This is a genomic window from Pseudomonas sp. GL_093 (genome assembly GCF_057837605.1).
The window spans coordinates 170,355-197,089 of sequence record NZ_JBYQNN010000002.1; the positions used below are offsets into that span (position 1 = coordinate 170,355).

Here is a 26,735-nt window from a genome sequence, read left to right on the forward strand (position 1 = left end):
ACAGGACTCAGACTCTAATTACATTCTGAATTGCGGAATGCCACGGCGTGTTTTGGCTAGTTGTTCTGCTTCCGCGAGAATATCTTCCAGAGCATTCGATGCAGAAGGTTGAACAGCATCTGACCCGGCTTGGTTTGATTCCACGCCGTTATGCACAAGGTCAGTACCGTACTGGGTTACATCTGAGTCAGTCTCTTGAACCGTCGATCTAGGCGTTTCCACAGATTGAGGGGCAGGTCGTGAGGCTGTTGCTGAAGTGGGCTTGATAGGTTGCTTGATAGCTTGCTCCTGCGATTGAGCCTGCTTTGCCAGCGGCCCTCCACGCTCAAACTCAATTTCCACGGTGCTTTTTGGCCCCCAAGCAGACAAACGAGTTAGGGCCGATGGATTCGCATCGACAACCACCCAAGCTCCTTTCTCTGATTTTTTCAGATGAATCATGCCACTACGATAACCACGAGTTACCGAATATTGCTTCTCGGCATCGTGGCCTTCGCTGTCATGCGTCCAATCCCAACCATCAGGATTACGGAGGTACCGCTCCTGACCATGGGCAATACTCGCCCGGCCTACACCCACGGAAATTCCGGGCACAAGCACCAACCCAAGCGCCTTAACTGCCTCATGATCAAACATCGCACGTACTTTTTGAAAGCTGGCGCTCTTCTCAAGCACCGCTCTTGACTCCGGTACCGAGGGCAAACGTGTTTGTCCATCAGGTGTCGATACACATGCCTTACCGTAGATCTGGGTTAAAACCTTTTCCCCACCCATCATCTTGATATGAACCATAGGAGATATTCCACGCGCACCCTCCTGATCCCACAAAGGGTTGCCCATGACGTCATGAGTACACTTACCTGGATTTTTCCAAGCCCACGGTCTCAGCAGTGCAAGGACGAATTTGTCGAATTCTTCCACTGTCCGTATGTGAACAGAGGGGCCCTCGTGATCAAGAACCTGTACGTTCGCATTCCATTTCTGTTCAGTGTCCTGGTACGGTGGGCGGCACTGAACTACGGCATGCAGGCATCTGTCATTCACACCGTAAGCATGAAAGTACTGCGCGGAATAGCGGGTCACACTCAGATCGGCCGACTGCATCAGCGCCACTTTATCTGCACGCATCACCCCGCCTACCTCTGGAATGTATTGCCCGCCTTCCGATTTTTTTGTGACAACCGCAACATTTTGTCCGGTATCAACCCGGACGCCCGTCACTAAAAGTTGATCCCTATCAGCTCTTGATTCCTTTACAGAGTCAACTGACATTAAGAAATATTTGGCGGATGACTTGCTTGTCGCACTCTTCAAATCCTGTTCGAACTTGGAGATTAATTCATCTGCTGATTGACCGCTCATTTGCCTGTCCTCACATAGAAGGCCCACGCCCATTAGCGCGGAACCGTACCTCTTCATGCACAATGTCATCGTTGGAAACGAGCTCAGGGATATAATCCTGAAGATCGTTTAAACCATCGATCAACGACAACTCCTCAAGGCTCACCTTGAAGGTTTCATTAGTAAACTCAGCCTCAGGGTTCAACACAAAGACGTCACCATCATCTTCTTTGCTAGTAGTGTCAGATATGCCTTGCACATCATGAAGCCAAACTTTAAAACGGCTGCTAAATTCCTCACCTAGTGCATTAATTTTCTCTTTATCAACATTAGTTCTACTCAACGCCACCTTCACATTACTGACTTTAAACCTATCGAGGGGCACCTCTAAGTCATTCAGGTAGGACTCTGCCTTCCTCGGATCTATTTTGGGTGACTTGAATAGATGCAAAGCATTGGCATCACCATTTAGGCGCCTGATTTCCGCGACAAGGGCTTCCTGATCATAATCAGTTACCTCCGTACTAATTTCGGACTCATTTGCGCCGCGAGAAATAGCTTCCTGCACAAGTTGATCATCATCGTATTCGCTCTCTTGCTTTAACTTTACCCAGCTGAGCGGTAGCCGGTAATCTGTTACATCAAACTGCGATACCAACTCTTTCATCGCATCTTCGCTTGCAGATGCGATGGCTTTAAGTTGTTTTTCACCCGCCTTAGCCAGTGCATATTGTTGTTGATAACGTGCAAGTTGGAGCTGTTCTGCTTTGGGCAGTGGAATCATTTCAGTTTTTGGGGCCCGAATTTGCGGAATCTGCCCCTTCAAGATGTAGTCATTCCAGACGTGTTTGCCGCACTCGATAATATTGACCTGTAGGTCACGCTCCCTTGGGACAATAATACCGACCACCCTCATTCCCGGCACATCTGCCTTGGCGATGACAGCTGCGATCTCCCTTAACTCGTGGGGCTGCATTCTCCCTTGCTCAATTTTGTTAACGAGGGATGTGGCTATTTCAGGGGCAAGATCTAGTTTCGCGAGAATCAGCTGATCAATTTCAATCCCGGCCGATTTGGCAATAAGATCGTAGTGGTGTAGCTGGGCCTTATAGTCATAAGCGATATCAGTATCAAATGTTCCAGGCACCTTGTAATCGGGCAGCGCCCGCATGCCATTTGGAAGGATGACGATATCGTCGGGGTTCCCTTGGAGCCATTCATACCCACGACGCTTTGGTGCCTCGTTGACTGCCTTGAGTGATGCGAGATCTACCTTACTTTGGTACTTCAACAAAAATGCCAGTCTAGCCAATGATTCGAGAACCCTACCGCGCTTTAGGTGAGGGTTGTCGCCTAGTGGCATACGCAACATTAATTTCGACTCAACCACTTCCTGAGCGTCACTGAAACCTGTCTCATGCAACTCCAGAAAATGGCGCAAGACAGCACCGATCTCCGAACCACCTAGGCCGAATAGCCGTTTGGCATGCCAGGCAGACCTATCAGCCTGAAAACGAGAAATATGGGCAAGCCAGCGCTTTTGGGCCTCTTCAGAGATCTGAGAAGCCTGTGGCAGGTTTTTGATGATCTGTGACACTTCCATATAATTATATTATACCGTAGTGTATGCAGGTAAAAGAAAAGGGGAATGACCCCCTGATCCTGATTCTAGAGGGTAATGTCAGTCTCCTGCAACAGATACCCGCCGTCGTAGCTTTGAATGTTATCGGTATTGAAAACCGTAGCACATTGAATAACACCTACCTCGTGTGTGAGTACCGGGTATGCAATCACTGCAAGGCCCTTAAACTCAGCGTGCTCAACGAGCCTATCCAACAGGAACGGCTTGACCGTCGGGCCGCGTGGCCACTCGGTATCCTCACCTGGATCGATATTCTGTACCCATATCTTAGAAATCAGTTCAAGGAGATCTTTTTTCGCTCGCATGACTGACAGAAACTGGGTGAATTGGAGTCCGCACTCTGGATTGTCGGTCAAGTCGGTCTTGTGGCGATGCCACTTCCCGATGTCGACATCGATCTCCACCAGGGCGGCGCAGGACTTGTTCTGCGCGGCCTGCTTCAAGAGATGGGCCGTTGCGGGGTTGTTGTTCCCATAGAGGAAGGTCGGGCCTTTTGTGGGAAAGCTCACATTGCGAAAAAGCCCATCCAGCCCCTTAAGGGGGATCTCTTTTTCTATTGGGCGACGATCCTGTCCGCCACGGTAGTAGAGGACGGTTTCCAATCTGACCTTGGACACAGCGTTTCCTTCACAACATCTATTTGATGTAATAATATGGTAGAAAATCCAGACTCACAAATTACTTGAGCCGAAAAATGAATAGCAATTTGCCAGATGATGCAGGCGGCGCCAAGCAAAATGCAGAAACAGGCCCTGAATTGTCGGGCGGTACCTCTGTTCTACCATCAGCAGCGAGCGAAGTTCCTGAAGATGAAAAACAATTACTAACGCTTATTTCGACCCTTCAAGCAAAAAATCCAGCCAGATGGGCGAAGCTTGAGGACGTGAAGAATATCATTCACGGTGAAAGTGACGCTAATAAGAGCTTGAAGGAGCGCACGTCCCCCGAGTTCGCATCCTTCCTCTCACCTTCCCTGCTACACGGCAACGATCTGAAGGTGTTGCAGAAATGCCTGCACCTGGCACCGGCTGAGCTTGTCTCTGTGTTGGGTGTGAACTCTACCGGTCTCTATAACAAAGCCAAAAATGGCGAGAAGGAATTGACTGCCTCGCTCTCCATACTTGTCCGTATCTGTGGTGTTTATACCGAGTTCATTCCACTACACCGGCCACCTGAACTCCCAGAGCTTTCTGCCAAGATTCGCGCTATCGATCCTACCTTCAAGGCCCCTCATCTTGGCCCGTTGCTAGGCTGTGAACAGTCCCAATATTTCAGACTTCAAAAGGAAGGATTGGAAAAGGCCTCACAGACGGTCAGAAACCTCATCTACATGATTGATCGGATCGTGAGCGCTGACCCCAATAACTGGTTCTCTATCAAACACCTGGTTGAGGTGGAGGCAGAGAGTCGCTTGGTAGATCCGCCCAACATTGTCTGGAAGAAAGGTGGATGGAAACGACACCTGACGAAAATCAGATCTGAAACGGCTCCCAAAAAACGCGTTGCTCAGAAGGACTCGGGCGTAACTTCAAAAAGTCCAACAGCCAAACCCCTAGTGAGAAAACCTCCCAAGGAATAACTGAATGGCCATCAGCGCATTTGAAATTGATTCTGAAATGGCACCTGCGCTCACAAATTTTGTCGCGAGCCTAAAATCTGTCGATGAAGCCCTAAGTCGCCCTGATTCTCTAGGGCGATCTGTATTTTACTGCGTGGAAGACAATTCTGAAGTCGATAGTGATTCCCCTTCGGAATACGTAAAGGATGCGCTGGGCGACCTTAACTGCCGCGACAATAGGAAAGATGGTCAAGTTACCCGTTACCCAGGTGTTGTCGAGATATCTCCTGAAGCGTGGAATGCCCTTCAGCAATTGAATGAAGCAAAAGTCTCACTCCGGGATGCCGTAAATCGCTGCTACGGGGCTGGGGCGAAATCCCACGAACTCAGGAATTCTTACATTCGTGCCGGGCTTCCTCGCTTACACCCTCTTCTGGCGTGGCGTAAGGTAGCTCTGGTTGACGTTCGTCCGCAGAGCATAGGTTTCACCGTCGCCAAGGGGATTGATTCAATTGAGCGCATGTCAGTGGCCCAAGCGATTGCACAATTAGAAGGTGTCGGGGACGACGTTATTGCGCAAATTGCTCGGTACCCCAGAAATGCCAGTGTTTCTTGGCATGAGCCGACCAGCCCCCACATACGAGCCAATTTCGTATGGGCAACCGAAAGCCCTCCTCAAAAGAAGCAACTGCATGCCTGTCTGCCATTTTTTGTTCCGATGGGTCATTGGCCATCAAAGCGTGTTCGTTGGAATCCACCAAAGAACACTGAAAGTGAACAGCGCAACGATGCATTGAAGGGTGATCGGTTCGAGCTTCCCTTCAGATCAGGTGGGTTCCTAGTAATAACTAGCTAACTTGCAGCCAAAAAAAAACGCCCTTGGGCGTTTTTTTTAATTCCGGGGCCCTTTAATAGGCATGACCGTCGAATTGGCCATTTGGGACAAGCCCCCCATTATGGCCTGAAGGTGCTGTCGAGAAGTATCCGAAATCCCCTCCAAGTCCACACGACTGTCGCGAACCACCTTACTCAAAATTTCTTTTGACCAGGTAGTCTGCTGCTTGACGATCTCGAAATTATTTCCTGAAGTCACGCGAATAACTGCGGCAGCCCTAGGGCCGCATCGCTCGAACACGTCACACGATTGAATCAATTGTTTAGCGTCCACAATAGCTCCTACCCAATTACCCATGGGCGGCCTTCAGGCCTTGCAACTGACAGTAGACTACGTTGTCGGCACTTGCATCAACCACCGGCAGTATTACACCCGTATTGAGGAGGTCAACAACGTTCTGAGGCAAGCCTGGAAGCTCCACCCAATCCACAGGCGCACCATTCTCGATAAATTCCAGAATCAGATCCTGTCGATTTAGACGACGGCGGATCTCAGAACGACCAATTTCACAATCTGCCGGGAGTCCATCTCCGCTGACGACAAGGCAAATCACTTCTTCCTTGCTTTCATCTAGGCGACGGCTTCCGACCATATATTCAGCTACTAACATCCCTTTGACTCCGATCACCCTAAAAAGTTGCGCCTGAGAGAAGCTCAGATGCAATTTGCTCAATTGTCTCAGTCTCGGTCATCACATGCTGATGGCCAGTACCTCGACTGCTTGCTCGCATTCGACGGCGAACCTCATCCTTAACACTGCCTGGATACCTGGAAGCCAAAGCCTTGCGAGCCCATGAGGTTGAAGGTGCGCGAGCGTACATCGTCCTCCTGAGAGCCCGATCAACCGGTTCCGTTGCGTAAGCCCATAACTTAAGGCCTCCGAGGTTCAGATTGAGCTTTACACGTTGAACCTTGGATTCGGTTTTGTGTATGGCAAATAGCTCCGAGCCCTTCTCAGCGTTGGGCTTGGTTATCGAGACAAGAATATCCCGTTCAGCATCAGAAAGTGAAAATAATTTTTGGCAGTCATTGGCAAAAGCCATGTCCTGGTTTGAACCAAGAATGAAGGCGCTTGTGCAAAGCGTAATGAGTTCAGGTGGGAAGTGCTTGGGAATCTGCGACCCCAAAATCAACCCTACACGGTACTTACGTCCCTCCGCGCCCATACCGCTGAGAGTATCGAAACAGCCCTTAACTGTGCCGGTACGGTGAATCTCATCGCCAATAAAACATTTAATGCACTGGTCTTGCGCGTCAAGCTGATCATAATGCCAAACCAGCATTTCGTCGCTCAGCCCCATTTCTTTCTGACGGCGCTCAAGCTCAGGCCCTGTCTCGTCACGGCGCACGAAAAGATCTTCAGTCAGCAACCTGAACGCAGCCATGAAATAGACGGAGTTTGTCCATTGATCCATGGCGGTTTGTCCGCGCTGCATTACCGAGGACATATCATAGATGCAGACCCGAGACTGGCTAACATCAGTTTCTGTCTCGGAGTTCATGAATACGAATTGTCTGTTGGCATTCTTAAGCGAGTTACCAATAGCTCGGCCCATGGATAACTGGCCAATGTGTGGAGCGTCCTTGTTCCGCTCATCGACCGCATCGCAGAACCTAATCAAGTCCTCCAAAATCGGAACGCTATAGCGTTGGGCTAACGATGCCTCGTAGAAAACCTCGGCATCATTGGTTGCAATTGCGTGCTTGTTCAGCAGATCAACTACTTCCCACCAGGTCGTATGCTCATCGATTGTTTCGTATGCCCCAATGCGATCAAGGCGCTGGTGAATCCTGAAGTCTCCATAGTTCCGCGTGTATTTTTTGGCGTTCCTCGAATCCCGATCATCAAGCTCCTTGTAGGTGTAGTCGATGAGGTCTTCAAGAAATGCGTTGAGACCTGCAACGCCACCGGCAGGAGCAATAAGGTCGTCAAGGATCGTAAGGTAGAAGCTCACCAGGAACCGTCGATGATCGTCTGTTGGACGACGGCAGCCAGGCCTGGTGTCCAACATGTTCTTCTTCATCGAACCATCGTTGGTGAAGCTTTCGAAAACTGCCTTATGCTTTTCGCCTTCAGGGAGACTTTCCCTGACAATATCTACTATCCCGCTTGAGGACGCGCCGAAGTCGATACCCCTGAGGTAAGGGAGCTCTGAGTTTGTTGATCGGAACCCTAGGCAAAATAGGAGCTCGGAAATGAGGTTGGATTTTCCAAAGCCCATACCGCCCATGATGGCCGCCAGTAGCACCGTCTGAATGTTACTGAACGGTTCGTAGGGCATGAGTGACCCATGTTCAGTCCTGAACCATACGGCGTTGTCTGGCTCCCACAGTCTAGCTGGACGCATAATCGGCAGCTGTTTGACCGCTTCGAAATCCGGGTACGGGGCAAGGGGCGCAGCACTCGGCAAGCGATAGCCAGGCGTTGCGCTCAACACTGCTTCAACGCCACAACCAAACACCGAGGTCGTTTGAGCGCCGCCCCACTGCTGAAGCATTGTCTCCAGATCGTTTGCTCTCTGGCGTATTTCTTCCATCTTGTAGAACGTTGCATCTTCATTCTGAATGGATTCAGCCTTGGCCCAGGTAGTTACGGCCATTGAGTAGCCGATGACTGACCCACCATTGCGGATGTAGCGATCCATTGCATTCGACGAACGAGTCATCATTTTGTTGGTCGCGCTCAACCAACGAAACGTCTGCGCCATCAATCGGTTCCAATAGTTCGCTTGCTTACTATTGCCCTGCAAGGAATAGACAATCCGGATTGGCATTTTGCGGCTGTAGGCTGTGACAAGAAGCGACTCCAACGGCTCGGGATCACCGGCTAGCTCGCTTATAAAAATAGGTGCGTAAATGCGATCCGCAGCGACAACAAAACGCCCAAGATCCTCCACAACCCCATCAGGACACATCTGATCGGAAAGTCGGGGCGGGAGTATAAATGTCATATCCCCCTTCCCGTCCATGATCACATCTTGGTTTTTCAGGACGGATATTGGCACTTCTTCGGTACTACGGAAGGAACAATCACGCAAAGTGAGTCGAGGCTTCCAATTATCGGCGGTAATAGCAGGAATGAAAGACTCTCGAAACGCTAGCAAGGCATCATGGGATGAAAGCCTTTTTAAAGCATAACCGTGAACTGCGTTTTCACCAGTCATGAACATAACAATCGAATTCACATATTGCTCATGCACGGTTTCCAGATCGCGAATCCCGACATTCATTGTCAGCGCTCCGCGACCCTTAAGGGTGTCTTTGACCCGCGCACTTTGATTCGATCTTGCTCGTTTATGGCTACTTTTCTCGATGGCGTCGAGATGGGTGACAACGATAAGAAACTGGGTTTCCTTAGCTGAAATGCGCCCGTAAAGGTCGACTTCCTCTTTTAAAATGTCAGAGATATCTATACCACGTTGTACGCTGGCCCGCTCCATGGCATCCCGCGCGCTACGGGTAAACTTAGTATTGCCTTCAGGTTCAAACTCATACGACCAAAATAAGTCATGGCCAGCATTATTATTCTGTTTTGCTCTGTTTTGAAAAAACTTTTCAACCCAAGCATTTCGTAACTCGATGTATTTATCAGGAACAAACTGTCCCATGTAGCCATCAATCCGGATGACCGAGACCAGAGATCCATCCCAACTGGCCAAAGACTTCGAATTATGAGCACAGCTAATCGTGAAATACTGCCGATAATCCTTCCTTGTCCAGGCCCGAAGACCTTGATTCAACTCATCAACAAAATCAGCAACCTTATCGGCCAAACCATAATTCATAATTTGCTCACATAGAAATATTAGGCGTTTTGCAAGCCTTGGAGGACGATCTGGTCGACTCTCGCAAAGCTAGCGTAATCACGGTTTGCCAATAGGGTTTGCACTATTTCAGCAGGGTTATTCCGGTTAGGAGGCAGATGAGTAATACCCTCTAAGGATGCCGGATATAACAATCCTAATTCACGAGCGATCTGCGGTACTTTTGCCTTAACCGATTGTGGACAAACCACGGTAACCCGCCCATATCCATAATTCGCAATATCCATACCGTGCTCAATCAATTTTTCAGCTGCCAACAAACATCGCATTCTGTCTACTGATTGTATCCACGCTGTAGTAAGAGTCCGGGATTGCCTGTAGTCATTATGTCGGCGTGTGATACCAACCCAAAGATTTTCAGCAACAAGTCCATAACTATATGACACCGACGATGCTTTAGTATCAAGCACCTTAACAGGGGTTCGCATCCATCCATTGGAAATGGCCACCTCAAGAACCTCAACGTCACCAGCTCCTGCAAGAACTGCAAGCTCTGGTAAAGCACACCATTCACGCATATTTCTTGTTTCGTAACTTGCGCCGTTGAAAGTCTCGCCTCTAAGGGCACTAGCTCCTGCCCCATAATTGAGAAGCCTTCCGACGGTGCTTTCTAGCGCGTTAATTTTAATTCGAGCGAAAAGCGGTAGATTATTTTCTTGAGCCCATTTGACGAGTAGGGCCACGTCTTGACCGGAACTAGGCAGAGATGAAGGCGGTAATAAACGGATGTCTTCACTAGCGGGTAATGGTTGAGTAAGAAGATCTCTAGCCCAGTCTACACGATGAAACCAAAGAGGGAATATCTCAACCTTCTCAAGACGACGTTCTCGTTCACATTGGGTGTAACGCTGACAAGCAAGTTCAGAAACCTGGAGCAAAGCTGAATTCGGAGCGGCCTCGCGAACGCCAAACAAATGCCCTACTGCCTGAGCCAGGCTGTTAGCTGGTATATGGATCAAGTTCAGCTGTCGCTTCATCATCTCCAAAGCGTTACCGATTATCGAGACAAGAAACGATGCCTGTTGATCAGGGGCGTAATGCGACAAACCAAGCTCGGTTACGATTTGCTTTATCCGCGTACGAAAATACCCTTCATCTGCAATTTTTGGGTTCAGATTCAAACCGAACTGCTTGAGATCACCAAATTGGCAATTTGTAATCCAAAGAGTTTGACCAGGTAGATCGCTTGCGCTCATAAAGGAAAACGGTTCCTTATTATATTCGCAAGCCCAATTGCCGACCTGGTCATCTGGATGAGCATTAGCGTAAAGAGCAACACCAACTTGCAAACTAGTTACTCGCATCATGATCTTCCCAATTCAGTAGCGTGCTTTTCCTCAAGGCCGCGATAGGTAGCAGCCTGAAAATATAAACCTTCCTTCTGCCAGAAGGCCAAGTTTGGCCACCAGCGAACATCACCGATTATCTTTTCGCGATATTTGTAGTATTTGGTAGGCAGTAGTGACAACGCCCTTACAAACTCGGAGTCATTACCCCTATAGATAGGTAAATTAGCAACAAGCTCTTGGTTGAGTGCCACCATAGCTGCATCAACATCGCGCGCGATGGCGTAGATCGGCCCGTTCGAACTGTTCGATTTGCGTGAATTTATTGATAGAGCGTGCAAAGCGATCCAGTTAATCTGCCTTTGGGTAAGCCAAGGAAAACTGATCAGGATTCCAGGTACAACCGTCTGTTCCTTTTGGCCGATACCAGTCGTTATCCCTTTGACTGACCAGTTCAAGCATTGGCAGGAAGCACAAAAAGGACAGGCCACGTGACCAGAAACTGAGTTTTCAGTGTAAAACCAGTTCGGCCTCGATGGATCGATAGGCGTCATATAACCGTGGGGAGCAGCATCCGATCCTCGTGACTGGTATCCACAATAGGAACATTCATAACGAGACTTCTTAATTAGTGCCAAGCCGGGGAGGCGAAGCTCATCGCGATTGAGCCACGCGCCTTGTAGGAGTTTGCCTGCGGCGTCTTGTAGCCCCACCGTACCTAGCACCAAATTAAGCATAACCCGCTCCTTAGAAGTTTACGCCCATGTCATTCATGATGCCGTCTGCATTACCCTGCTCGTTGCTCAACGAACCAGAGATAGCAAGAATGAACACAGGTACAACGATTGCGACAGCACCGCCCAACATTGCCCAACCCTGCCACTTCGCTGGCTCGTTGTTTTTCTTTGCGATAACCCAAGAAATGGCCCCAACTGCTGCAAACAGAATTCCGATACCGGCAACAATGAACAGGCCAACCTGTACAATCTCCGACCACTCTGTCTTCCATCCCTTGGTAAGGTCAGAGGCTTTCAAAGCCCAAGCTGGTTGCGACATAACAAAAAGGACCGGAATTGTCAGAAGACGCACAACCTTCTTCCGCTGCTTCTCAACCGCCTCGTAAATGTTACGAGCGATATTTTTAAAAATTGCCTTACTACTATTTTTCATAAATGCTCCAATTAACCCGGCATCAGGGAAAACCCTGTGCTCTCTCCGAATACACCAGCCAAATGAATACTGGCAACCATTGCAGATCCTGCGGCAACTCTTGAGATTATGCTTCCGATCAAATCACTCCTCGCGTCAGGTGTAAGATACCCAAGTTTTCCACCCATTATAAAAGCTCTTCCTAGAGTCACCCACCCCGTCAATACCATGAACCCAATGACAGCATACAAAGCAACTTGTGACGGATCACCACCACCATTTGCGTAGCTTTCTATGCCCAGAGGATTATCTAGAGACCAAAGTGAATCACACAATACATTCCCCCAAAATGCCAGATCTACTAGCAGCGATCCAAAAATCAGTCTGGCTGAAATAGACCCAACAGTGGAATATTGCTTGTTCTGATCACCACTTTTGATGATTTCGATTACTGCTGGCAACGTAATTAGAATACCGACACCCGCAAAGATGAAAAAAATCGCATCCAGTAGATCCGGATACTCAGATGACAAATTCACGAACATATCAGCAGCCGAATAGGCAGCGCCTTTAAGCCCATCTAATCCAGGCAAACCGCCTATTCCGTCGAGCATGGTAAATACCTTCCTATCGGTTAATTAAGCCGCTGGTTGTGCAGACTTGTCGGCTGTACCTGTCAAACGACACAGCTGAACCAAATCCTGGTACTTGCTCGTCTTTACGTACAATCATGCCTTGACCATCCTGTGCTCGAACAATATAGGCCGAAGACTTGTTAATGCCTTTCACACGCCAGTTCGAACTTACAGCTGAGTTCGCACATTTTTCAGGTGCGTTATGTGCTTCTTCGTAAGTCGGGGCTACTTGGGTGACTACACGCTGAGGGGGTGGCAATTGAACGTTGATCACCTCTGGTACAGGCTTGACCATAGGTGGTTTAACGACACTTGGAGCTTTAGCAATAGTAACTGGCTTCGTTGCCTTGGCTTCCAAGTTTGCCTTAGCACGCTGAATCGCATCAGAAAGCGTCTGATTAAATTCCTTTTTATTCGTGTCGACTGTGCCATGTAGCGTCTTCAGATCAGAAGCGATTGCGGCAACATTGGCGCTGACTCGCTCCTGATCCCTAGAGTTTTTTTCTTGGGCTTTAGCAATTTGCTCCAAACTTGCGGACAATGATTTCAACGAGTTCTGCATTTCGGCGCTAATAGCACGCAATTCCGCGATTTGCTTCCGATCCTGTTGTACGCTTGCCTCGGCCAATACTGCACCCTGCTGCGCGAGGGATTGCCTGACTACATTATCGTCAATCTTGATTGCACTACCTGGCACGTTAAGTTTGGATGCCTGATCTACGATGTCATCGTAGGCTTGATCTTCAGCATTACCCCCAGCGGTGACATTTGCATGCTCCACTGCTGTATGCGTGCGAGGCGCTTGAGCTGCTGGAGTTGGCTCGGTGGGGGCCGCTGCCGCAGTTAACTCTTCCTCTAGATCTGCGTTTGAAGCGTCATTAGACGGCACCACGTAGGCTTGGGCGGCCTGGCTTGGGTTTGTATCGAAACCGTTTGAACCACCGAGAGCGGAGGCTAAATTTTCAGCATCTTGCAAGCTATTATTGGCACTGCTTTTCCCGGTACCGACGCTCGCAGTTGAGCTGAATTGCTCAGCATTTATACCCTTTGGCTTAGCACCGCTTTTGTTACCGAACATTAACGTTGCCAAATACACAAAACCAATAAGCGCACCCACCAGAATGATCGCGCCGGCAGCTATTGCAATCTTCTCATTTCTGCTGAAGCCTTTCTTCTTTTGTGCTTGAACCTCGTCGTTCTGATAGGCGTCGTGATTAACATCGAGGTCAACATCGAGATCATGATTGGGTTCCATGGGGTGAAATTCCAGGTCCTCATCTTTCAAATGCGGCATTTCTGGGCCCCCACTTGAATAGTTGGAAAGGTCGTCCGCGCTCCCTACTCTTTCAGGGGATACTTTATCGTTCATACTCATTCCTAAATATCCGATGTCGATTTACGACATACATCCTCAATGAAAAATACTCCAATCTCTTCGTCGACATTGAGCGACACAGTGATCGGCCGATTTAAACTTTCCTGAAACGCAGCTCCAGTATCTGACCCGAGTGAACCAAGCATCATTTTTATTTCACGAGCAGAGTCTTTCTTCGTGTTCTGTATCACGGTTCCATCAGTAATAACTATATTGTTATCGGAGTTTTTCTCCGCAGCAGAACCAATGGCTTTAAGTAGCGTACCGAAGCCCCACCATCCATAGCGATACAACAAATGCGAATCTACTTCACCGCTCACTGCGTTCAAAGTCGTATTGATGTCAAGCGCAATAGCGTTGATTGGTACAGTTTCATCAGGCAGAACCAATTGATTAAGTTCGATCCTCAAGAATTCTTCTTTACGTTCAAACTTACCCAGCATTTGAATATTTCGCAATTTGCCATTTCGGAGCGTGACTGAAACCGGTCCACCGATATCACTGTTCAACGCCAGGTCTGAGGTTGCAAGATATTGCGAACCAGCTCTGACCATTGGTTTACATTTATTGGCAACCTTTGTGTTATTAACCTCAGAATCTGTACCGCGTCCAGAGGCCAGCACATCTCTCGATTCAGCCCCCGAAGACTTACTAACCGATTTCGAGGGTGTATAGTCCCATTGAACGGTATAGAGACTAGGTTTTTTTGAATCACCTTCGTTTTCAATCAACATCTGGATGAGTTTATCTTGCTGCTGTGTGTCAACAGCAGCAGCACGTTTCGACGTACCAGTGTTTGATTCGGTTTGAGTTTCGCCTACTTCCGAAACCTTTTTTGCTTTACTCAAGGTTGCTTGTTTTGAGTATGGGTTCGCGTCGAACTCTTCCTGTTCTTCAATCATAACCGGATGTGCTGTTGGGTTATCTTTTTGAACTTCAGGCAGCGTTTCTTCATTGTACCGATCAGCCTCCTGGCGCATCTGAACACTGGTTTGCGCATTGTTTGTCGCGTTGATTCGCCCTGCGCGGATCACTCCTGATGGCTCATTGGAATTTTCAATTTTCTTATTCGGCAATGTAACTATGCCAATGCCGATAGCAACGATGATTGCTACGAACAAGGCACCATAAGCCCAAAGGCGCTTTCGGTTCGCCTTGTTGAAAATCCCCTTTACAGCCTTTCCGCCAGTGACAGCCCCTACATTCTCAAAACCATCCACTGAGCCACTACGGTCTTTGTGGCTTGCAGTGAGCCCCGCAAAGTCTTCATCATCAATTCTAGGTTCGTTAGCCACAGAGAGATTCTCACTTAAGGGTCATTTGTTCATCCAGCGCAGATGCTGGATGCTTGAGAATCTTCAACGTGACAGTTCGACCCTCTTTGTTGGTACCGAGCACTGTAGTTGTCACGGGTAGTTTGTAAGCCATGTACCCAGAATTACCTGGAGTGGCTTTAAATATTTTTGGCGAGAACACAGCAATTGGAGTCCTTAGAATCAGTTGCTCCCCTTTAACCCAAGCCTGCCCTTCCCCCCCCTCAACAACCATGGTTTCACTTCCAGACGGACTCACGCCATACAGCGCATGATTCAAATCCATATCAGCTTCAGTGCCCAGCGTAATACCCTTATCCGAGAACAAATCATGGGATTTAGTATTTGGTCCAGCGTCTTCAACCTTCATGGTTGCCAGGCGGTGGTACATCGCAGGTTTTGCGACCAATAGAATTGAAATAGGCGTCGCGAGGTCATGAAGATAGACCGTGATATTCCCAGTAACCCCATGCTTCAAGGCTGTAACCGTAAATGAACCAGCTTGGGGGTCGGACAATAAATCCTCTTTCGTTTCCCCCTCCTTACCTTTTTTATCCGGCAGGGCTCTGTCTATTTCGATCATGTTTCCAAGAAAGTTGGATACCTTCCTTATAGGCCATGGGTTGCCATAAGCATCAATGAAGGTGATTGCAGTTGACTGGTACCTTGAGATAAACACTTTTGGCGCAGGCGCATCCGGTGCAAGCCCGATATCGAATGAATCATCAATATCCAAAACATCCTGTGGAACTTCGTCTTCCGTATCAAAAACAATTGGCGCTGTAAGTGATGCAGACTTGGTGATGATCTTCTTCCTCATACCCAAGACTTCTTTCGGACTCCCTACCATTATCGAATTTAGACGTTCCTCGACAGATACCGCTGGGGCTGGGGCTTCATCTGCAAAGGTGATCACTGGCAACAGCGGAAAGCTTGCTGCCAATAAAGTCAAATACAAGCGCTTCATCGTGCAGGCCTCTTAGGCAGAATTTGGTATTTCTCAACCCAAACACCATCGCTTCTCACATTGAGAGAGACCCGGCGAATCAGCATTACCGCAACCAATTCTTTGTTGACCCGCTTTTTACCGTCGATGCGTAGTCGGAAAGGAATTTCGATTTTCCACATTTGGTACCCACGTGCTGCCAACTTAGCGCCTTGCAACACAGCGCCAGTCGGACTTGCGTACATTGTCCCTTGTAGCTCTTCCGTTAACAGATCCAGCGCACCGATCTCTCTCAGCGACTGAACAAACGATTTCCGATTCTCGTCGGACAAGCAGGTCGTTTCATTGGAAACAGTTTTCTGCCAGTCGACATAAGAAAGGCCATACATTTTTTGCAGGCACTTTTCTGACCAGGCGAGCATTTCTGGAGTGGTGTAGAGGGGCTCACTGAGCAGCGGGAGGGGGCGAATGCGACCGTCTGGGGTCTCACCTAGCAGCTTCGGTTCTGGGGTATAACTGAACAATACCAGATTGAGAATACCCGAAATAATCAGCGCAGCTATTAGGCCGATGATCGTCATGTTCTCAGAACGCTTACGTGCCAGCGCCTCTCTACCTGCCGCAAGAAGCCCAAGTACACCCGACATATCTAAAACATCATCCTCTGCTTCCGCAGCTGGATTCAGTGATACGGGTTTAGCTGCCTTCGGGGAGGTAGGCAATTGCTCTCTTTGGGTCATGAATTCATCTCTTCAGGCAAAGGCCAGCACTCAGGCCTCAGAAAATGCCTAGTCACTACGAAATTAGTGAGTTTTTCTGTTAACTCGATTGAGACCAAGTCACTCGGGTGACGGCGTATCAATGCTCGTTTTTTTGACTGATCCCAGGTGGATGACAGGGGGTTGTCAGCCTCCCATTTTTTGACTAGGGATACCGAGCAGGCATGCGTCCGCGCGAGCTCTTCACGAAAAGCGTCCCTTTCACCCCAAGGTAATTTCTGTACATATTCGTGGAGATACATGCGCCACCCTCAATTTGGTACACATGGTATCTCATATTTTTTCTCTGGTGTAGTATACGAATACGGTATTTTTTCGAGGACGTGCGATGATCAAGCAACAAGGCGTGATTGGGGTTTTTGGTGGGCTGTCGATTGCATTGGTTGCAGGTTTACTGGTGTCCAAATACCCCAATTTGGTGAATCCAGAGCCAGTAAAACCATCAGAATGCTCAATTATCGCCGACGAGAAGTCAGCGGAGCGACTCATCACTCGGCTGTTTAAGGATGTGAAGATCAAAGGGTATGAAAAACTGGTGCTTTCGCCCGGTGCTAGTGCTTGTCTGCTTGAGGTCGATCTATCAGTCGCCGGGAATACGGGCTTCATGTACGTACTACCGAATGGCGAAGAGCTTTTGAACGGCCCGATGATGGACAAGAGATCTAAAGTTGAAGTCCCCACTGCGGAGCAGGTCAAACAGTATGAAGAGCTGAAGGCTGCGCCCGTGGCCAACAACAGGGTTCCGCTCACCCCACCGCTTCAACCTATTGCACAAACTCCTAGCAACGTCGGAACGCAACAGGAATCAGCTCCGGAACAAAATTTCTCGTCCAGCAAGGCAAAATTTAACAGTCCAGCAGAAGTTTTAGATGCCATAAAAGCTCTGCCTGCTTTGGTATCTGAGCGACCAGGTACGCCCGTGTACGTTCTTCTTGATCCACTTTGCACACACTGTCAAAGCTTGTTCAAAAATAGCGCTGATTTGACCGAGAAGTTTGGTATCCAATGGCATTGGGTTCCTATCTTCACAAATACATCAGGGCATGCCATGGCCGCTTTGGTGATGAAGGTTGCTGAAAAGGATCGGTCTGCTGGGCTAAGCCTTCTGTCTGAAATGATGAATGAAAATTTTGATGTTCAGAAATATGCAGATCAATTCAGGGCTCTTCAAAAGGCCGATTATGAACGACCACAAAAAAATGCAATTACGTTCCTAGATATTTTTAAGTCGTCCGCTAAAGCAGCTGGCACGCCGTATGTTGCATTTCAAATACCAGCCACAGGCCAAATCGAAGTTATTAGCGGTGAGCCGCTCGAAAGCGACCTGCTGCCCCTGCTGGGCGGCGTAACCCGGCCAGAGTAACCACTAAGTATCAGCCAGCCCTGTCACCGCAAAGGGCTGGCCAATCAATATATTTCAAGTACGCATCAATCTTCATTCTGCCGGATACGCTTAGGATCGCTTTTGAATCAACTCCGAGAAAGCTAATCTCGTTCGGGTTCTTAGCTACATATGCCGCTATTACATTCAACATCTGCGTCAGGAGCTCATGAGATTTGACTCTAGGAGTGCCTACTATGCTAAGCAAAATCAGCTCAAGTTCGTATCGACATAGAAGTTGTTCCACAGACTCAGCTGAAATCTGACGACGGAAATACCGCTCAACTTCCTTGTATAGCACAGCAACCCTGGCTCTCCAGCCCTTTTCGCGCATTTCGTCATATGAGATGTAACAGAGTCTACTGGACTCGTAGACTGGTTCTGGGCACACCAAGTGTCTTTCATTGAGCACTGAAAGATGGTCATCCTCAGCCAGATGGAACCAAGACTCCAGCTCATGCTGAGCCGCTCTCTCCCCACCACTCAATGATATTGGGTTTGGTAAGGATTGGCATTCAAGATGTTTTGAAGAACGTTGAATCAGTACCAGGTGCTCATTGCCGGCAGCAAGATGACGCAGAAGGGACCGTGCGGCCCAACCATTGGATTCAGTAGATAGTTCTTTTATCCAATTGGATTCAGGTTTCAGAGTTAAACCTGAATAAACCAAATAATCTGACGCCTGATTAAAGAGGTGAGTTATATACTCAATTCTCTTTAGTTGAGGTGTACGGATATGATTACCTTTCACAGCCTCATCAATGCTCAAAATTCCGCCCGAGCTTAACTTCGCAGTGAGCTCACCTATACTAAAGTTACTGGACCTCTTGGCTTGGTTCAGGGCTAGCGCAGCAACCCATTTGCTGCCACCGTGCTGTGCCGTTGACTTAACTACATGGCTTCCGCACCTAATTACAACCACGGAATCACTCTGATTTCCCACAGTGGGAATCGGGATGGTAGTAATGCTTGTGAAAATTCTTCCAAGATCCATCGTGGAAACACTTTCGATAACCTCAGCAACGTCACTGTGACTGGCATTATTGCTATCGATCATGACATCGGCAATCAACCCAAGAGTTATAAACTGCCCGACTCCATTATTCTCAATGAATCCGTTGAGTGCCAAGATCTGAGATTTCTGTGCGTGTTTATTTTTCAGCAACTCCGCAATCGCAAAGTCGATTTTGCCATCCGTTAACTCACCAAAAATAGTCGACATGACTTCCGGATACCGGGCAGGTCGACCTACTTCGTCACGTAGTATAAGGGTATGACTGCCATCAAAATTTATTCTTAAAATGAATGCTCTGTTGCAATTACCGAAGTGTTCTTTACTGGCGGCCGCTACCTTTAAATTAAATCTATGGTTCACGGCGCATTTAAGTCGATGCGGTTGTTGATATTTGTCCAAGTATAAACGGACACATTCCTGCTTCCTTTGTTCGTCTTTTGTCAATAATTCTCTATAGTTTGGAATGCGCCTAATCACATAGTCTATTGCATGAGCTGCATTGACAGTGTACTCATCAGGAATAGCTAATTTGATTCGTTGTAGAACGGTTTCGAGTTGACCAGGTGTGAACAATTTTCCGGAGGTAAATCGAAGATCATCAGTAATGAATTTCTTCGCTCCAAGCGCCAAATCTGGCTGACAGTTCAATACTTCAAGTGTGTTGTTCTCGTCCAAAATCTGGCTGATATAAATTGATAGCTCTTTGGCCGTAATCAAAAACAGTAAGATTTCAATGTCTATGGAGAGAAACTGACTTTCCGTAAGGTGGGTGGGCGAAAACCACGATGAATCATCAAGCTTGTAAAAATCGAGTGCTGCAAGACGAACGCCCCAATTAATTGGGGCATCCTCTATTAGAGTGCATATTTCCGAACCAATAATAACTGGTTTGAACCTTGCCTTCGGATGTTTGGCCCAAAGCAGGTTGTGAAATTCTGGCACCTATTACCTTCCCATCCCTTTGGTAGCCGGTGCAGGATTGGATGCGGCCGCCCCCCCCATGTTGAGGCTAACGGTTCTTGCGATTGTTTGGATCAGATCGCGCACCAGGTTCAACAGGCCATTGCTGATGCCATCCATTTTGTTCAGAAGTGATTGGCCATTATGGCTAAGCTTTTCAAGCAATGACTTATTGTCTTCGGTTAGCTTGGCGATTGGTTTCAGTGCATCATCAATCACGATTGCAGGATCATCACCTGACTTAATCTGATGCGAGACATATTTTCTGGCAAGGTCTCTCATCCTATCCATACTGGTAATCAAAGCGCTGAAGCTCTCAGCCGCCGCGCTATCCCCGGCCAACAGTTGTTCTAACACACCCGCGTGCTCTTCAGGTGGCAGCGACTCAAGAGCTTTGCCGATCACGCCCTCCTTGACCTTAGCCAGATTTGTCTCTGTGCTAGTAAAGGCAGCAAAGTATTCTTCGGCGTTACGCCGCCCCCTGTAGTCCTTCCAGGCGTCGAACCCAGCTTCCACGCCGCTACCCAGAACGTTGAACAATTTAGCACCGGCCATGCCGACAGCGCCTACCAGCATGCTCAAACCAGCGAGTGCGTTGGGAGCTTGTTGGATGGACGACTCTTGCTCAGCTGTAAAATCGGATCTCGGTTTCGACTTAACTTTTTCCTCGTGTGAAGATCCAGGCTCGTCGTCATCCTCAAAGATCTGATCTGACAATTTATCAGGCTCAGCTGGCTCACCAGCCGGTGGCACATCTTCACCGTTCGCGGCAAATTCAGGGTTGATTTTCTGAAGCATATCCCCCCCAGAAAGCAGCGATTCGCGCGCTTCAGATCCTGTGAAATCGCCTGGTGTAGCCGCATCAGCTAATGATTCCGGGGAAACCGCAGCATCAACTACCGGCAAGCTCTCATCATCAGCTGTGGGTTGATCCAACCCATAGAGACCAAGCTGAACCTGCATCGATGTCTCAAGGGCTTTCAGTGCTTCGCCATTGAGGTCGGAAGGCGCTTTGATCGGAGGCAATTCATACTGTGCACCTTGTTCCACACCCGAAACTGCCCCAGATTCTGCACCGCTTTCTTGGGCTTGCTCAGTGAGAATTTGTTCCTGAAAGTGCGAATTGAGATCTTCAAAATCGACCTGGATAGAGTCCAGGTTGCCTTGCAAATCCGCCAAGGCATTGTTCACGTCATCGAAATTTACACTAAGCGACTCCCCCTCGGAAAGAGGTGGATCGGTGTAATCACTCGATATCGATTGGTCTTCAGTGAGTGGTGGATCAGTATCTTGAGGTTCCTGCATCCCCTTGATGAAGGCAGCTACATCATCAGCTGTCAGCATCTCCAATGTTTTCTGAGCCTCGGTTATCTCAATCGCTGAGTTCTCGAGTACTTGTTGAGCTTGAGCCAAAGCATTTGCATCTGGCCTGATAAAAACCGCTAATTCCTCAGCAGAGAGCATGTCATCTGGCATGACAGGTAGCGGCTCAGGAAACTCTTCGTTGGTCACACTGACATTGCTACCATTTTTTGCAGTTTCCATACATTCACCCTACTTAGCTGTCATGCCGTCTTGAGATATTTGCCGACCCATGTCCACAGCACTCATTCGGTTGTTGGACTTAAGCTCGCTCTTCAAAGAATACATTTGATTGAGAAGCTCAGCGTTTATGAATACCTGCTCCCTCAGCAGCCCTTCAAGACTTGCATTGGAGGCGACGCTGGTGAACCACTTTGGGGATTTAATTCGGTATGTAGCCATTAGCTCGTCAAGTTGAGCTGGGCTTAATTTATCCCCTGAAAGCAGCTTTTTGTCTTCGTCCGACAAAAAATCCTTCACATCGTCCAACATGTACTTGACATCTTTGGCTTCGATGCTTTGCAAGTTACTCTGGAATTTTTCGTTTAGGACCCCCTGTGCAACCTCCATACGGCGGTTCATCACAATGGATTGCGCCAATTGTTGCTTCTCATTTGGCGTACCATTCTTCTTAATCCGATCAATCTCCTGTTGTGTCGGGAGACTTACTGGAAACGGATTAAGAAGTAGTTGAAGATCATCTCTTTTCTTCGTTACTTCAGCGGTGTTCGTTACAGCAATGGGCTCGTCCTCCATTGCAAGTTCGAAAGAGTCATACTCTTCTTCATCCATCCTCGTCAAAATATCTTTGACGAAATAATCCATTTTGGGTTCGCCAGGTGCGAGCTGCGAAGCTTTGGCGTTTGATCGCTTGGTCCAGGATCTGAACGCCTTTTCGACCTTTTTCCCACCGCTTGCTCCACTGGAACGTAGACCAGCCGCTGCATACTGACCGCAAGCAGCCCGAGGCTTCGCCCCGAGCGACGGTTCCATTGCATAGCTATTCTTGATTTTCGAATCTGCTAAGGCTTTCTGTTGATCAATCCGTCCTTCAAGCCTCGCAACGTAGTCGAGTGCATTTACAATGGCTTCAGTTTGAGATCGCAGACCATCCAAAATTGCATGCCCGACGTTCTTTACTGCTTCTTCGCAGTTAAAGCAATAAACAGGTATCCCAGTAGCGTTAGCATTTTCAATGCTTAAGGCGGGAATAAGAGCCAGCCCTAACAAGGCAAGCTTAAAGTCCTTTAATAGCATCATTCACCTCCTTGCGAACGGTGTTTTCGAGCCTTGGAGTACGATTAGTCTGGGACGTTGGAATCCCTTTAATAATCGATGATGCACTCCCTTTTACGCCACCAATTACCTGGCCCGCAGCGCCAGAAGCAGCGTCCTCAACCACCTTCCCAAAATCATATTGGTCGGTTTGTAAACCGCCGGTACCATCTGTTGTGCCACCGACACCTACACCTACGATACCGATTGGATCGCTTATGTTGAATTGCGCTTGGTTCGCAATCGATTGAATGTAGTTGTTCGCCGCTGTACAGGCCATATCACGAATTTTCGTAAAAATGGCCCCCATTGCACCACCAATGGAGGGAATCCTTAATCGGATCAACGCATCTAATGCATCCAACGCAGGCAGACATGAAGCATCCTTTGCAGTTGGAGCATTTTTAATGGTCTTGCCCATGTACTCGTCATAAACCTTAAGACTGAGCTCATCCATTTTCTTGCGCTGGTCTTTCATAACCTGATCCAGATCACAATCAACTGTTGAGGCTGCATGTGCTGCGCAACTAAAGGTAATGAAGCCGATAATTGCTAATACCCTAATGAGGATCATTCTTCTAATCCTTGCCTGACTAAAACGATATCGTTCAAAATTCTTTTGGCTCTCTCGGGAGAAAAAATTAATGCGAGTAATTCATTCCTCTGAATAATTAAGAGCCGCTCGTAGAAAAGGTCACTATATTTGGCTGCTACCCCACCCAACCTGGATAGGGCGTTGATCAGGCGCAGCACAACGCCCGAATGACGTCGATCCATCATGTCGATCACGCGCAAAAATCTGCTTGACCCCAGCAAGGCAAATAGCTCAGCGATGCTTCCTATGTTCTGGCTGGATGTAAAAGCCTCAGCAAATCGACTGTCTTCCACCATTTCGATGAATTTCAGCAAAAGCTCAAGCAACGCCTCATCAGGCTCAACCGTATAGCCCTCATCGCGATGATCCATTTCTGCGAGCAATCTGCCGAGTGGCCCGCTCACGCCCTTCCAGTACGCGGCCAGCTCCTCTGAGCCGAGTAGCTGCCGAGCACGAGCAATCTCATCGTTCATGCACAAGTCTCATTGAAAAAAACTCTGGTATGGTTATCCTATACCAGAGTTAACGCGATTCCAAACCTACAGGACGTCCTCATGAATGATCATGCTGTGCAGGAAGCTCCCACTGCTTCGGCTGACGCAGGAAAACCCTCACGCACCAAGAAAATCGGGCGATTCCTGGTCTGGTACGTGGGATGGGAGCGCATGAAAAAAAACGCCGCGATTGTGGGGAATCGCGCTTCCATGCCTCTACTGCGGCAGGTATTACGTACAACGAGGTCGGGATACGCCCCTAAGCCAGCGGTAGAGGTTGATATTGACGATCTACGCAGATCGGTTGTTGGGCATGCTGTCATCCTCTGTGTGGCGATCCCAGCTCTGCTATGGACTCTGATGAACCTCGGTCGCGGCATAGCGATTTTGTTCCAATACGGGCGTGTTGGAACAAACGACTATTTGCTGGTCAGTGTGCCTCTCACCGTTTTCCTGGGCATGCGAGTACTGATCAGCGCGAAATCTCTTTCCGTTTTCAGAGATGAGTTGTCCACCAGGGACGCTCAAGGAAGGACAACTTGAGTCTTTTCATTCGGATAGTTTTCCTCAGCCTCATTTTCACAGGTGTGGCGCACGCTGATCAGTTGGACGAAATCAACGCTCTAGCAAAGCTGACCTTGAGCGAAGACCTTGGCCAGCAGATTATTAAATTCATTGCCGGTGGGGGGTATGATTCCTACACCACTCCTTCCCTACTCAGCACGATCTCTCGATACCTAAACACCATTGCCCTGTGCATGATGGGTTGGCTGACCGTTCTCGGTGGTGCCACCTATGTGATTCAGACTGCAAACAAAGGTACGCCGGGAGGACAAGTCATTTCCTCCTTCTGGATGCCGATCCGGATTTCCACAGCCCTCATTCTGTTGATACCAGTTCCAGGTGGCGGCGGGTATTCGATGATCCAGTACGGGGTGATTACTGTTGCTGAGAAGGGCAACGCTGTCGGCGGGGCAGTTCAAACTGTAGGCATCGACTACCTATACGATTTTGGCGCTTACAAACCATCGTCCATTCCAGATGGCAGCTCTTTCATTCTTGACTGGGTGTCTAGCGAGGTCTGCCAGAAATACATCAACGGCTACACGAACAGTGACACCATAACGGCAAACCAAAATCAGACATCTGTTGGTGATCTATACAGAACGTCCCTCTCGTATGACTACAACGAGGAGGCAGAAGGATTCACTAAAAATAACCCTCGTTTGGGTTACTGCGGGTCAATTTCATTCACGCTGGCCAAGGAATCTGTCGCCAGTACAGAGGACGGTATTCAGCTAGGCACTGTTCAAGCATTTCCAACCCGAGAACTTCTTGCTGCTCAAAACAACATCATTAGGAGCCTTAAACCGAAAATATCCTCAATTGCTGATGCGATATTGAGCGACGAGGGTGCATTACGGGCCCTACAGGAGCGTGGGGAGTCGGCGCAGAGTACCTATGAAAGTGCACAAGCCCAGGTCGCTGGGAAAATATCAGGATCTGTAGGAACCTATAATTCGGCGGTCACCCAATACAATCAGTTGGTAGCAGGCGCGATCCAAAAATACGTCAACCAAAATGCAGAGTCGGTTTCTGGTGGTAACTGGGCGGAAGAAACCAAGAAGATGGGCTGGGTTGGACTAGGAACTATTTTTTGGCAAGTTAACGTGACCCAGTCACGAGTGAACGCCCTTGGATCAGCGTTCAAGGCAACTTATACCCCCCCTGCGCTTGACCAGGATTGGACCGAGGACGTGCGGTTGGCTGAGATCAGCCAGAGGCTTGGTGGCCTTGCCCGCAAGGTCGCGGCCAGTGACTCCGGCCAGTACTCACTCAATAATGTGCCTGATCTGTCTATTGCTGATGCAGGCGCAGATGGCAACTTTGATTGGCCAAAGGTTTTTATCTATCGAATCAGTTCGTACTTGTTTGAGAGCATGGCGTTTGACGGGGGCAACTCCGATCTATTGGTCAATATGCAGTACTACGGTGCAGCGCTAAATACCACGGCCGAAACTCTTGTATGGCTCAGGATTATTGGTAAGAACGTCGCCATTGGCGCGTTAAAGGGCGTTGAGAAAACAGCTGAAGAGGTCGGTAACGCCGTAGGCATCATCCCCGGCGTAGGCAACCTTATAAAAGCGGGTATTACTGGACTTTCTACGTTTGCGGCTACGACATTGGTTGGGATTTTAGGTGACCTCTCTGAGTTTCTAGGTCAAATCATCCTTTACCTAATCATCGTAGGGTTCATCCTTGCTGTAGTTCTTCCTACAATCCCGCTTGTATTTTGGTTTATGGGAGTAATTTCTTGGTTCCTTTTCTTTATTGAGTGCCTGCTTATCAGCCCTACCTGGCTCGCGGCCCACGGCACAGCGGAAAAGGAAGGTTGGGGAACTGAGCACACCCGCCAAGGCTACATGCTTATGATTGGACTTTTCATGGCCCCGACGATCCGCGTTTCTGCGTTCCTGGCCGTGTTCCTGGCACTGCGGCCGCTAGGTGTATTTGTAGAGTTGATGATCGAATACCTTCGAGGGGTTGTAGTCCATGGCCCTGCCATGCTCACTATCCAACTCGGCACAATTGGGTTGGTTGCGATCTTTGCCTATACGGGCATGGTGCGAATATTCTCCCTCCCGAATGAAATGTTCGAGAAAGGTCTTCGGTGGGTCAATGGCGGTCAAGAAGTTACTGGCGACAGCGGTGCAGAGCAACAGACCCGTAGCAATATGGTTATGTTGAGTTCGAAAGGTGAGCAGGCTGGCGGAGCGCTTACAAGAAACAAACCACCTGGAGGTACACCGTCAAATAGCTGATCCCAGGAGGGGCACGCCTGCAACGGGTTGCCCCGACCTTCCTGAAATGAGCCGCTTCTAATCGCAGTACTGGGGACGAACATCAACA

23 protein-coding genes are annotated in these 26,735 nt (G+C 48.6%); 5 read left to right on the forward strand and 18 right to left on the reverse strand.

What is annotated here, in order from left to right; all coding sequences use genetic code 11:
* Nucleotides 1-18: 18 nt before the first annotated feature.
* The 3 genes from AC3IUE_RS33515 to AC3IUE_RS33525 all read right to left on the reverse strand — a co-directional run bounded on the left by AC3IUE_RS33515 (nt 19) and on the right by AC3IUE_RS33525 (nt 3,600).
* Nucleotides 19-1,362 (reverse strand): hypothetical protein, encoded by a 1,344-nt coding sequence (locus tag AC3IUE_RS33515; protein ID WP_489269126.1) that lies wholly within the window; start codon nt 1,360-1,362, stop codon nt 19-21.
* Between the two features lie 10 nt (nt 1,363-1,372).
* Nucleotides 1,373-2,944 (reverse strand): YqaJ viral recombinase family protein, encoded by a 1,572-nt coding sequence (locus AC3IUE_RS33520; RefSeq protein WP_489269128.1) that lies wholly within the window; start codon nt 2,942-2,944, stop codon nt 1,373-1,375.
* Between the two features lie 65 nt (nt 2,945-3,009).
* Nucleotides 3,010-3,600, reverse strand: coding sequence for a hypothetical protein (locus tag AC3IUE_RS33525; protein WP_489269130.1), 591 nt, complete (start codon nt 3,598-3,600; stop codon nt 3,010-3,012).
* Between the two features lie 77 nt (nt 3,601-3,677).
* On the opposite strand from AC3IUE_RS33525, the gene AC3IUE_RS33530 reads away from it, so the two are divergent.
* Both AC3IUE_RS33530 and AC3IUE_RS33535 read left to right on the forward strand, forming a co-directional pair.
* Nucleotides 3,678-4,562, forward strand: a complete 885-nt coding sequence (locus AC3IUE_RS33530) for a hypothetical protein (RefSeq protein ID WP_489269132.1) — start codon at nt 3,678-3,680, stop codon at nt 4,560-4,562.
* 4 nt (nt 4,563-4,566) lie between these two features.
* A complete protein-coding gene (locus tag AC3IUE_RS33535) occupies nt 4,567-5,397 on the forward strand; it encodes a hypothetical protein (protein ID WP_489269134.1) in 831 nt (276 codons plus the stop codon).
* Between the two features lie 328 nt (nt 5,398-5,725).
* On the opposite strand, the gene AC3IUE_RS33540 is transcribed toward AC3IUE_RS33535, so the two are convergent.
* The 10 genes from AC3IUE_RS33540 to AC3IUE_RS33585 are packed head-to-tail and all read right to left on the reverse strand — an operon-like array spanning nt 5,726 to nt 16,704.
* Nucleotides 5,726-6,046, reverse strand: a complete 321-nt coding sequence (locus AC3IUE_RS33540) for a hypothetical protein (protein WP_489269136.1) — start codon at nt 6,044-6,046, stop codon at nt 5,726-5,728.
* A 19-nt stretch (nt 6,047-6,065) separates the two neighbouring features.
* On the reverse strand, nt 6,066-9,221 hold the full coding sequence (locus AC3IUE_RS33545; protein ID WP_489269138.1) for an ATP-binding protein: 3,156 nt from the start codon (nt 9,219-9,221) through the stop codon (nt 6,066-6,068).
* 20 nt (nt 9,222-9,241) lie between these two features.
* Entirely contained in the window at nt 9,242-10,567 is a 1,326-nt protein-coding gene (locus AC3IUE_RS33550; RefSeq protein WP_489269140.1) for a hypothetical protein, read from the reverse strand.
* Nucleotides 10,564-11,283: a hypothetical protein gene (locus tag AC3IUE_RS33555; protein WP_489269142.1), complete on the reverse strand. Its 720-nt coding sequence runs from the start codon at nt 11,281-11,283 to the stop codon at nt 10,564-10,566. The genes AC3IUE_RS33550 and AC3IUE_RS33555 overlap by 4 nt, the downstream gene beginning before the upstream one ends.
* Nucleotides 11,284-11,293: 10 nt before the next feature.
* The gene (locus AC3IUE_RS33560; RefSeq protein ID WP_489269144.1) at nt 11,294-11,716 is read right to left on the reverse strand and encodes a hypothetical protein; all 423 of its coding nucleotides are present in this window, start codon (nt 11,714-11,716) and stop codon (nt 11,294-11,296) included.
* Between the two features lie 11 nt (nt 11,717-11,727).
* Nucleotides 11,728-12,309, reverse strand: coding sequence for a hypothetical protein (locus AC3IUE_RS33565; RefSeq protein WP_489269146.1), 582 nt, complete (start codon nt 12,307-12,309; stop codon nt 11,728-11,730).
* A gap of 13 nt (nt 12,310-12,322) precedes the next feature.
* A complete protein-coding gene (locus AC3IUE_RS33570; protein WP_489269148.1) occupies nt 12,323-13,699 on the reverse strand; it encodes a hypothetical protein in 1,377 nt (458 codons plus the stop codon).
* An 8-nt stretch (nt 13,700-13,707) separates the two neighbouring features.
* Nucleotides 13,708-15,000 (reverse strand): DotG/IcmE/VirB10 family type IV secretion system protein, encoded by a 1,293-nt coding sequence (locus tag AC3IUE_RS33575; protein WP_489269150.1) that lies wholly within the window; start codon nt 14,998-15,000, stop codon nt 13,708-13,710.
* Nucleotides 15,001-15,010: 10 nt separating this feature from the next.
* Complete coding sequence (locus tag AC3IUE_RS33580) at nt 15,011-15,985, reverse strand: DotH/IcmK family type IV secretion protein (RefSeq protein ID WP_489269152.1); 975 nt, start codon at nt 15,983-15,985, stop codon at nt 15,011-15,013.
* Entirely contained in the window at nt 15,982-16,704 is a 723-nt protein-coding gene (locus AC3IUE_RS33585) for a DotI/IcmL family type IV secretion protein (protein ID WP_489269154.1), read from the reverse strand. The genes AC3IUE_RS33580 and AC3IUE_RS33585 overlap by 4 nt, the downstream gene beginning before the upstream one ends.
* A 367-nt stretch (nt 16,705-17,071) precedes the next feature.
* Here AC3IUE_RS33585 and AC3IUE_RS33590 point away from each other — a divergent pair, with 367 nt between their 5' ends.
* Nucleotides 17,072-18,106 (forward strand): hypothetical protein, encoded by a 1,035-nt coding sequence (locus tag AC3IUE_RS33590; RefSeq protein WP_489269156.1) that lies wholly within the window; start codon nt 17,072-17,074, stop codon nt 18,104-18,106.
* Nucleotides 18,107-18,116: 10 nt separating this feature from the next.
* On the opposite strand, the gene AC3IUE_RS33595 is transcribed toward AC3IUE_RS33590, so the two are convergent.
* Genes AC3IUE_RS33595 through AC3IUE_RS33615 form a run of 5 tightly spaced genes read right to left on the reverse strand, consistent with a single transcriptional unit; the run spans nt 18,117 to nt 23,804 of the window.
* The gene (locus tag AC3IUE_RS33595; protein ID WP_489269158.1) at nt 18,117-20,081 is read right to left on the reverse strand and encodes a hypothetical protein; all 1,965 of its coding nucleotides are present in this window, start codon (nt 20,079-20,081) and stop codon (nt 18,117-18,119) included.
* A 3-nt stretch (nt 20,082-20,084) separates the two neighbouring features.
* Nucleotides 20,085-21,644: a hypothetical protein gene (locus AC3IUE_RS33600; RefSeq protein ID WP_489269160.1), complete on the reverse strand. Its 1,560-nt coding sequence runs from the start codon at nt 21,642-21,644 to the stop codon at nt 20,085-20,087.
* 9 nt (nt 21,645-21,653) lie between these two features.
* Complete coding sequence (locus AC3IUE_RS33605) at nt 21,654-22,721, reverse strand: hypothetical protein (RefSeq protein ID WP_489269162.1); 1,068 nt, start codon at nt 22,719-22,721, stop codon at nt 21,654-21,656.
* Nucleotides 22,699-23,310: a hypothetical protein gene (locus tag AC3IUE_RS33610; protein WP_489269164.1), complete on the reverse strand. Its 612-nt coding sequence runs from the start codon at nt 23,308-23,310 to the stop codon at nt 22,699-22,701. The genes AC3IUE_RS33605 and AC3IUE_RS33610 overlap by 23 nt, the downstream gene beginning before the upstream one ends.
* Nucleotides 23,307-23,804, reverse strand: coding sequence for a type IVB secretion system protein IcmW (locus tag AC3IUE_RS33615; protein WP_489269166.1), 498 nt, complete (start codon nt 23,802-23,804; stop codon nt 23,307-23,309). Before AC3IUE_RS33615 ends, AC3IUE_RS33610 begins: the two co-directional genes overlap by 4 nt.
* Nucleotides 23,805-23,885: 81 nt before the next feature.
* Between AC3IUE_RS33615 and AC3IUE_RS33620 the strand changes: the two genes are divergently transcribed.
* Both AC3IUE_RS33620 and AC3IUE_RS33625 read left to right on the forward strand, forming a co-directional pair.
* A complete protein-coding gene (locus AC3IUE_RS33620; RefSeq protein WP_489269168.1) occupies nt 23,886-24,368 on the forward strand; it encodes a hypothetical protein in 483 nt (160 codons plus the stop codon).
* Nucleotides 24,365-26,647 carry a DotA/TraY family protein gene (locus AC3IUE_RS33625; RefSeq protein ID WP_489269170.1) on the forward strand — a complete coding sequence of 761 codons (2,283 nt, stop codon included), beginning with the start codon at nt 24,365-24,367 and terminating at the stop codon, nt 26,645-26,647. The genes AC3IUE_RS33620 and AC3IUE_RS33625 overlap by 4 nt, the downstream gene beginning before the upstream one ends.
* The last annotated feature ends 88 nt before the right edge of the window (nt 26,648-26,735 follow it).

What these genes read in the sequence shown, in the direction of transcription:
- AC3IUE_RS33565 (WP_489269146.1), bottom strand. Translation starts at nt 12,309, where the DNA reads ATGCTCGACGGAATAGGCGGTTTGCCTGGATTAGATGGGCTTAAAGGC.
- AC3IUE_RS33555 (WP_489269142.1), bottom strand. Translation starts at nt 11,283, where the DNA reads ATGCTTAATTTGGTGCTAGGTACGGTGGGGCTACAAGACGCCGCAGGC.
- AC3IUE_RS33550 (WP_489269140.1), bottom strand. Translation starts at nt 10,567, where the DNA reads ATGATGCGAGTAACTAGTTTGCAAGTTGGTGTTGCTCTTTACGCTAAT.
- AC3IUE_RS33560 (WP_489269144.1), bottom strand. Translation starts at nt 11,716, where the DNA reads ATGAAAAATAGTAGTAAGGCAATTTTTAAAAATATCGCTCGTAACATT.
- AC3IUE_RS33620 (WP_489269168.1), top strand. Translation starts at nt 23,886, where the DNA reads ATGAATGATCATGCTGTGCAGGAAGCTCCCACTGCTTCGGCTGACGCA.
- AC3IUE_RS33530 (WP_489269132.1), top strand. Translation starts at nt 3,678, where the DNA reads ATGAATAGCAATTTGCCAGATGATGCAGGCGGCGCCAAGCAAAATGCA.
- AC3IUE_RS33520 (WP_489269128.1), bottom strand. Translation starts at nt 2,944, where the DNA reads ATGGAAGTGTCACAGATCATCAAAAACCTGCCACAGGCTTCTCAGATC.
- AC3IUE_RS33545 (WP_489269138.1), bottom strand. Translation starts at nt 9,221, where the DNA reads ATGAATTATGGTTTGGCCGATAAGGTTGCTGATTTTGTTGATGAGTTG.
- AC3IUE_RS33540 (WP_489269136.1), bottom strand. Translation starts at nt 6,046, where the DNA reads ATGTTAGTAGCTGAATATATGGTCGGAAGCCGTCGCCTAGATGAAAGC.
- AC3IUE_RS33585 (WP_489269154.1), bottom strand. Translation starts at nt 16,704, where the DNA reads ATGACCCAAAGAGAGCAATTGCCTACCTCCCCGAAGGCAGCTAAACCC.
- AC3IUE_RS33590 (WP_489269156.1), top strand. Translation starts at nt 17,072, where the DNA reads ATGATCAAGCAACAAGGCGTGATTGGGGTTTTTGGTGGGCTGTCGATT.
- AC3IUE_RS33515 (WP_489269126.1), bottom strand. Translation starts at nt 1,362, where the DNA reads ATGAGCGGTCAATCAGCAGATGAATTAATCTCCAAGTTCGAACAGGAT.
- AC3IUE_RS33605 (WP_489269162.1), bottom strand. Translation starts at nt 22,721, where the DNA reads ATGATGCTATTAAAGGACTTTAAGCTTGCCTTGTTAGGGCTGGCTCTT.
- AC3IUE_RS33580 (WP_489269152.1), bottom strand. Translation starts at nt 15,985, where the DNA reads ATGAAGCGCTTGTATTTGACTTTATTGGCAGCAAGCTTTCCGCTGTTG.
- AC3IUE_RS33535 (WP_489269134.1), top strand. Translation starts at nt 4,567, where the DNA reads ATGGCCATCAGCGCATTTGAAATTGATTCTGAAATGGCACCTGCGCTC.
- AC3IUE_RS33570 (WP_489269148.1), bottom strand. Translation starts at nt 13,699, where the DNA reads ATGAACGATAAAGTATCCCCTGAAAGAGTAGGGAGCGCGGACGACCTT.
- AC3IUE_RS33610 (WP_489269164.1), bottom strand. Translation starts at nt 23,310, where the DNA reads ATGATCCTCATTAGGGTATTAGCAATTATCGGCTTCATTACCTTTAGT.
- AC3IUE_RS33600 (WP_489269160.1), bottom strand. Translation starts at nt 21,644, where the DNA reads ATGGAAACTGCAAAAAATGGTAGCAATGTCAGTGTGACCAACGAAGAG.
- AC3IUE_RS33615 (WP_489269166.1), bottom strand. Translation starts at nt 23,804, where the DNA reads ATGAACGATGAGATTGCTCGTGCTCGGCAGCTACTCGGCTCAGAGGAG.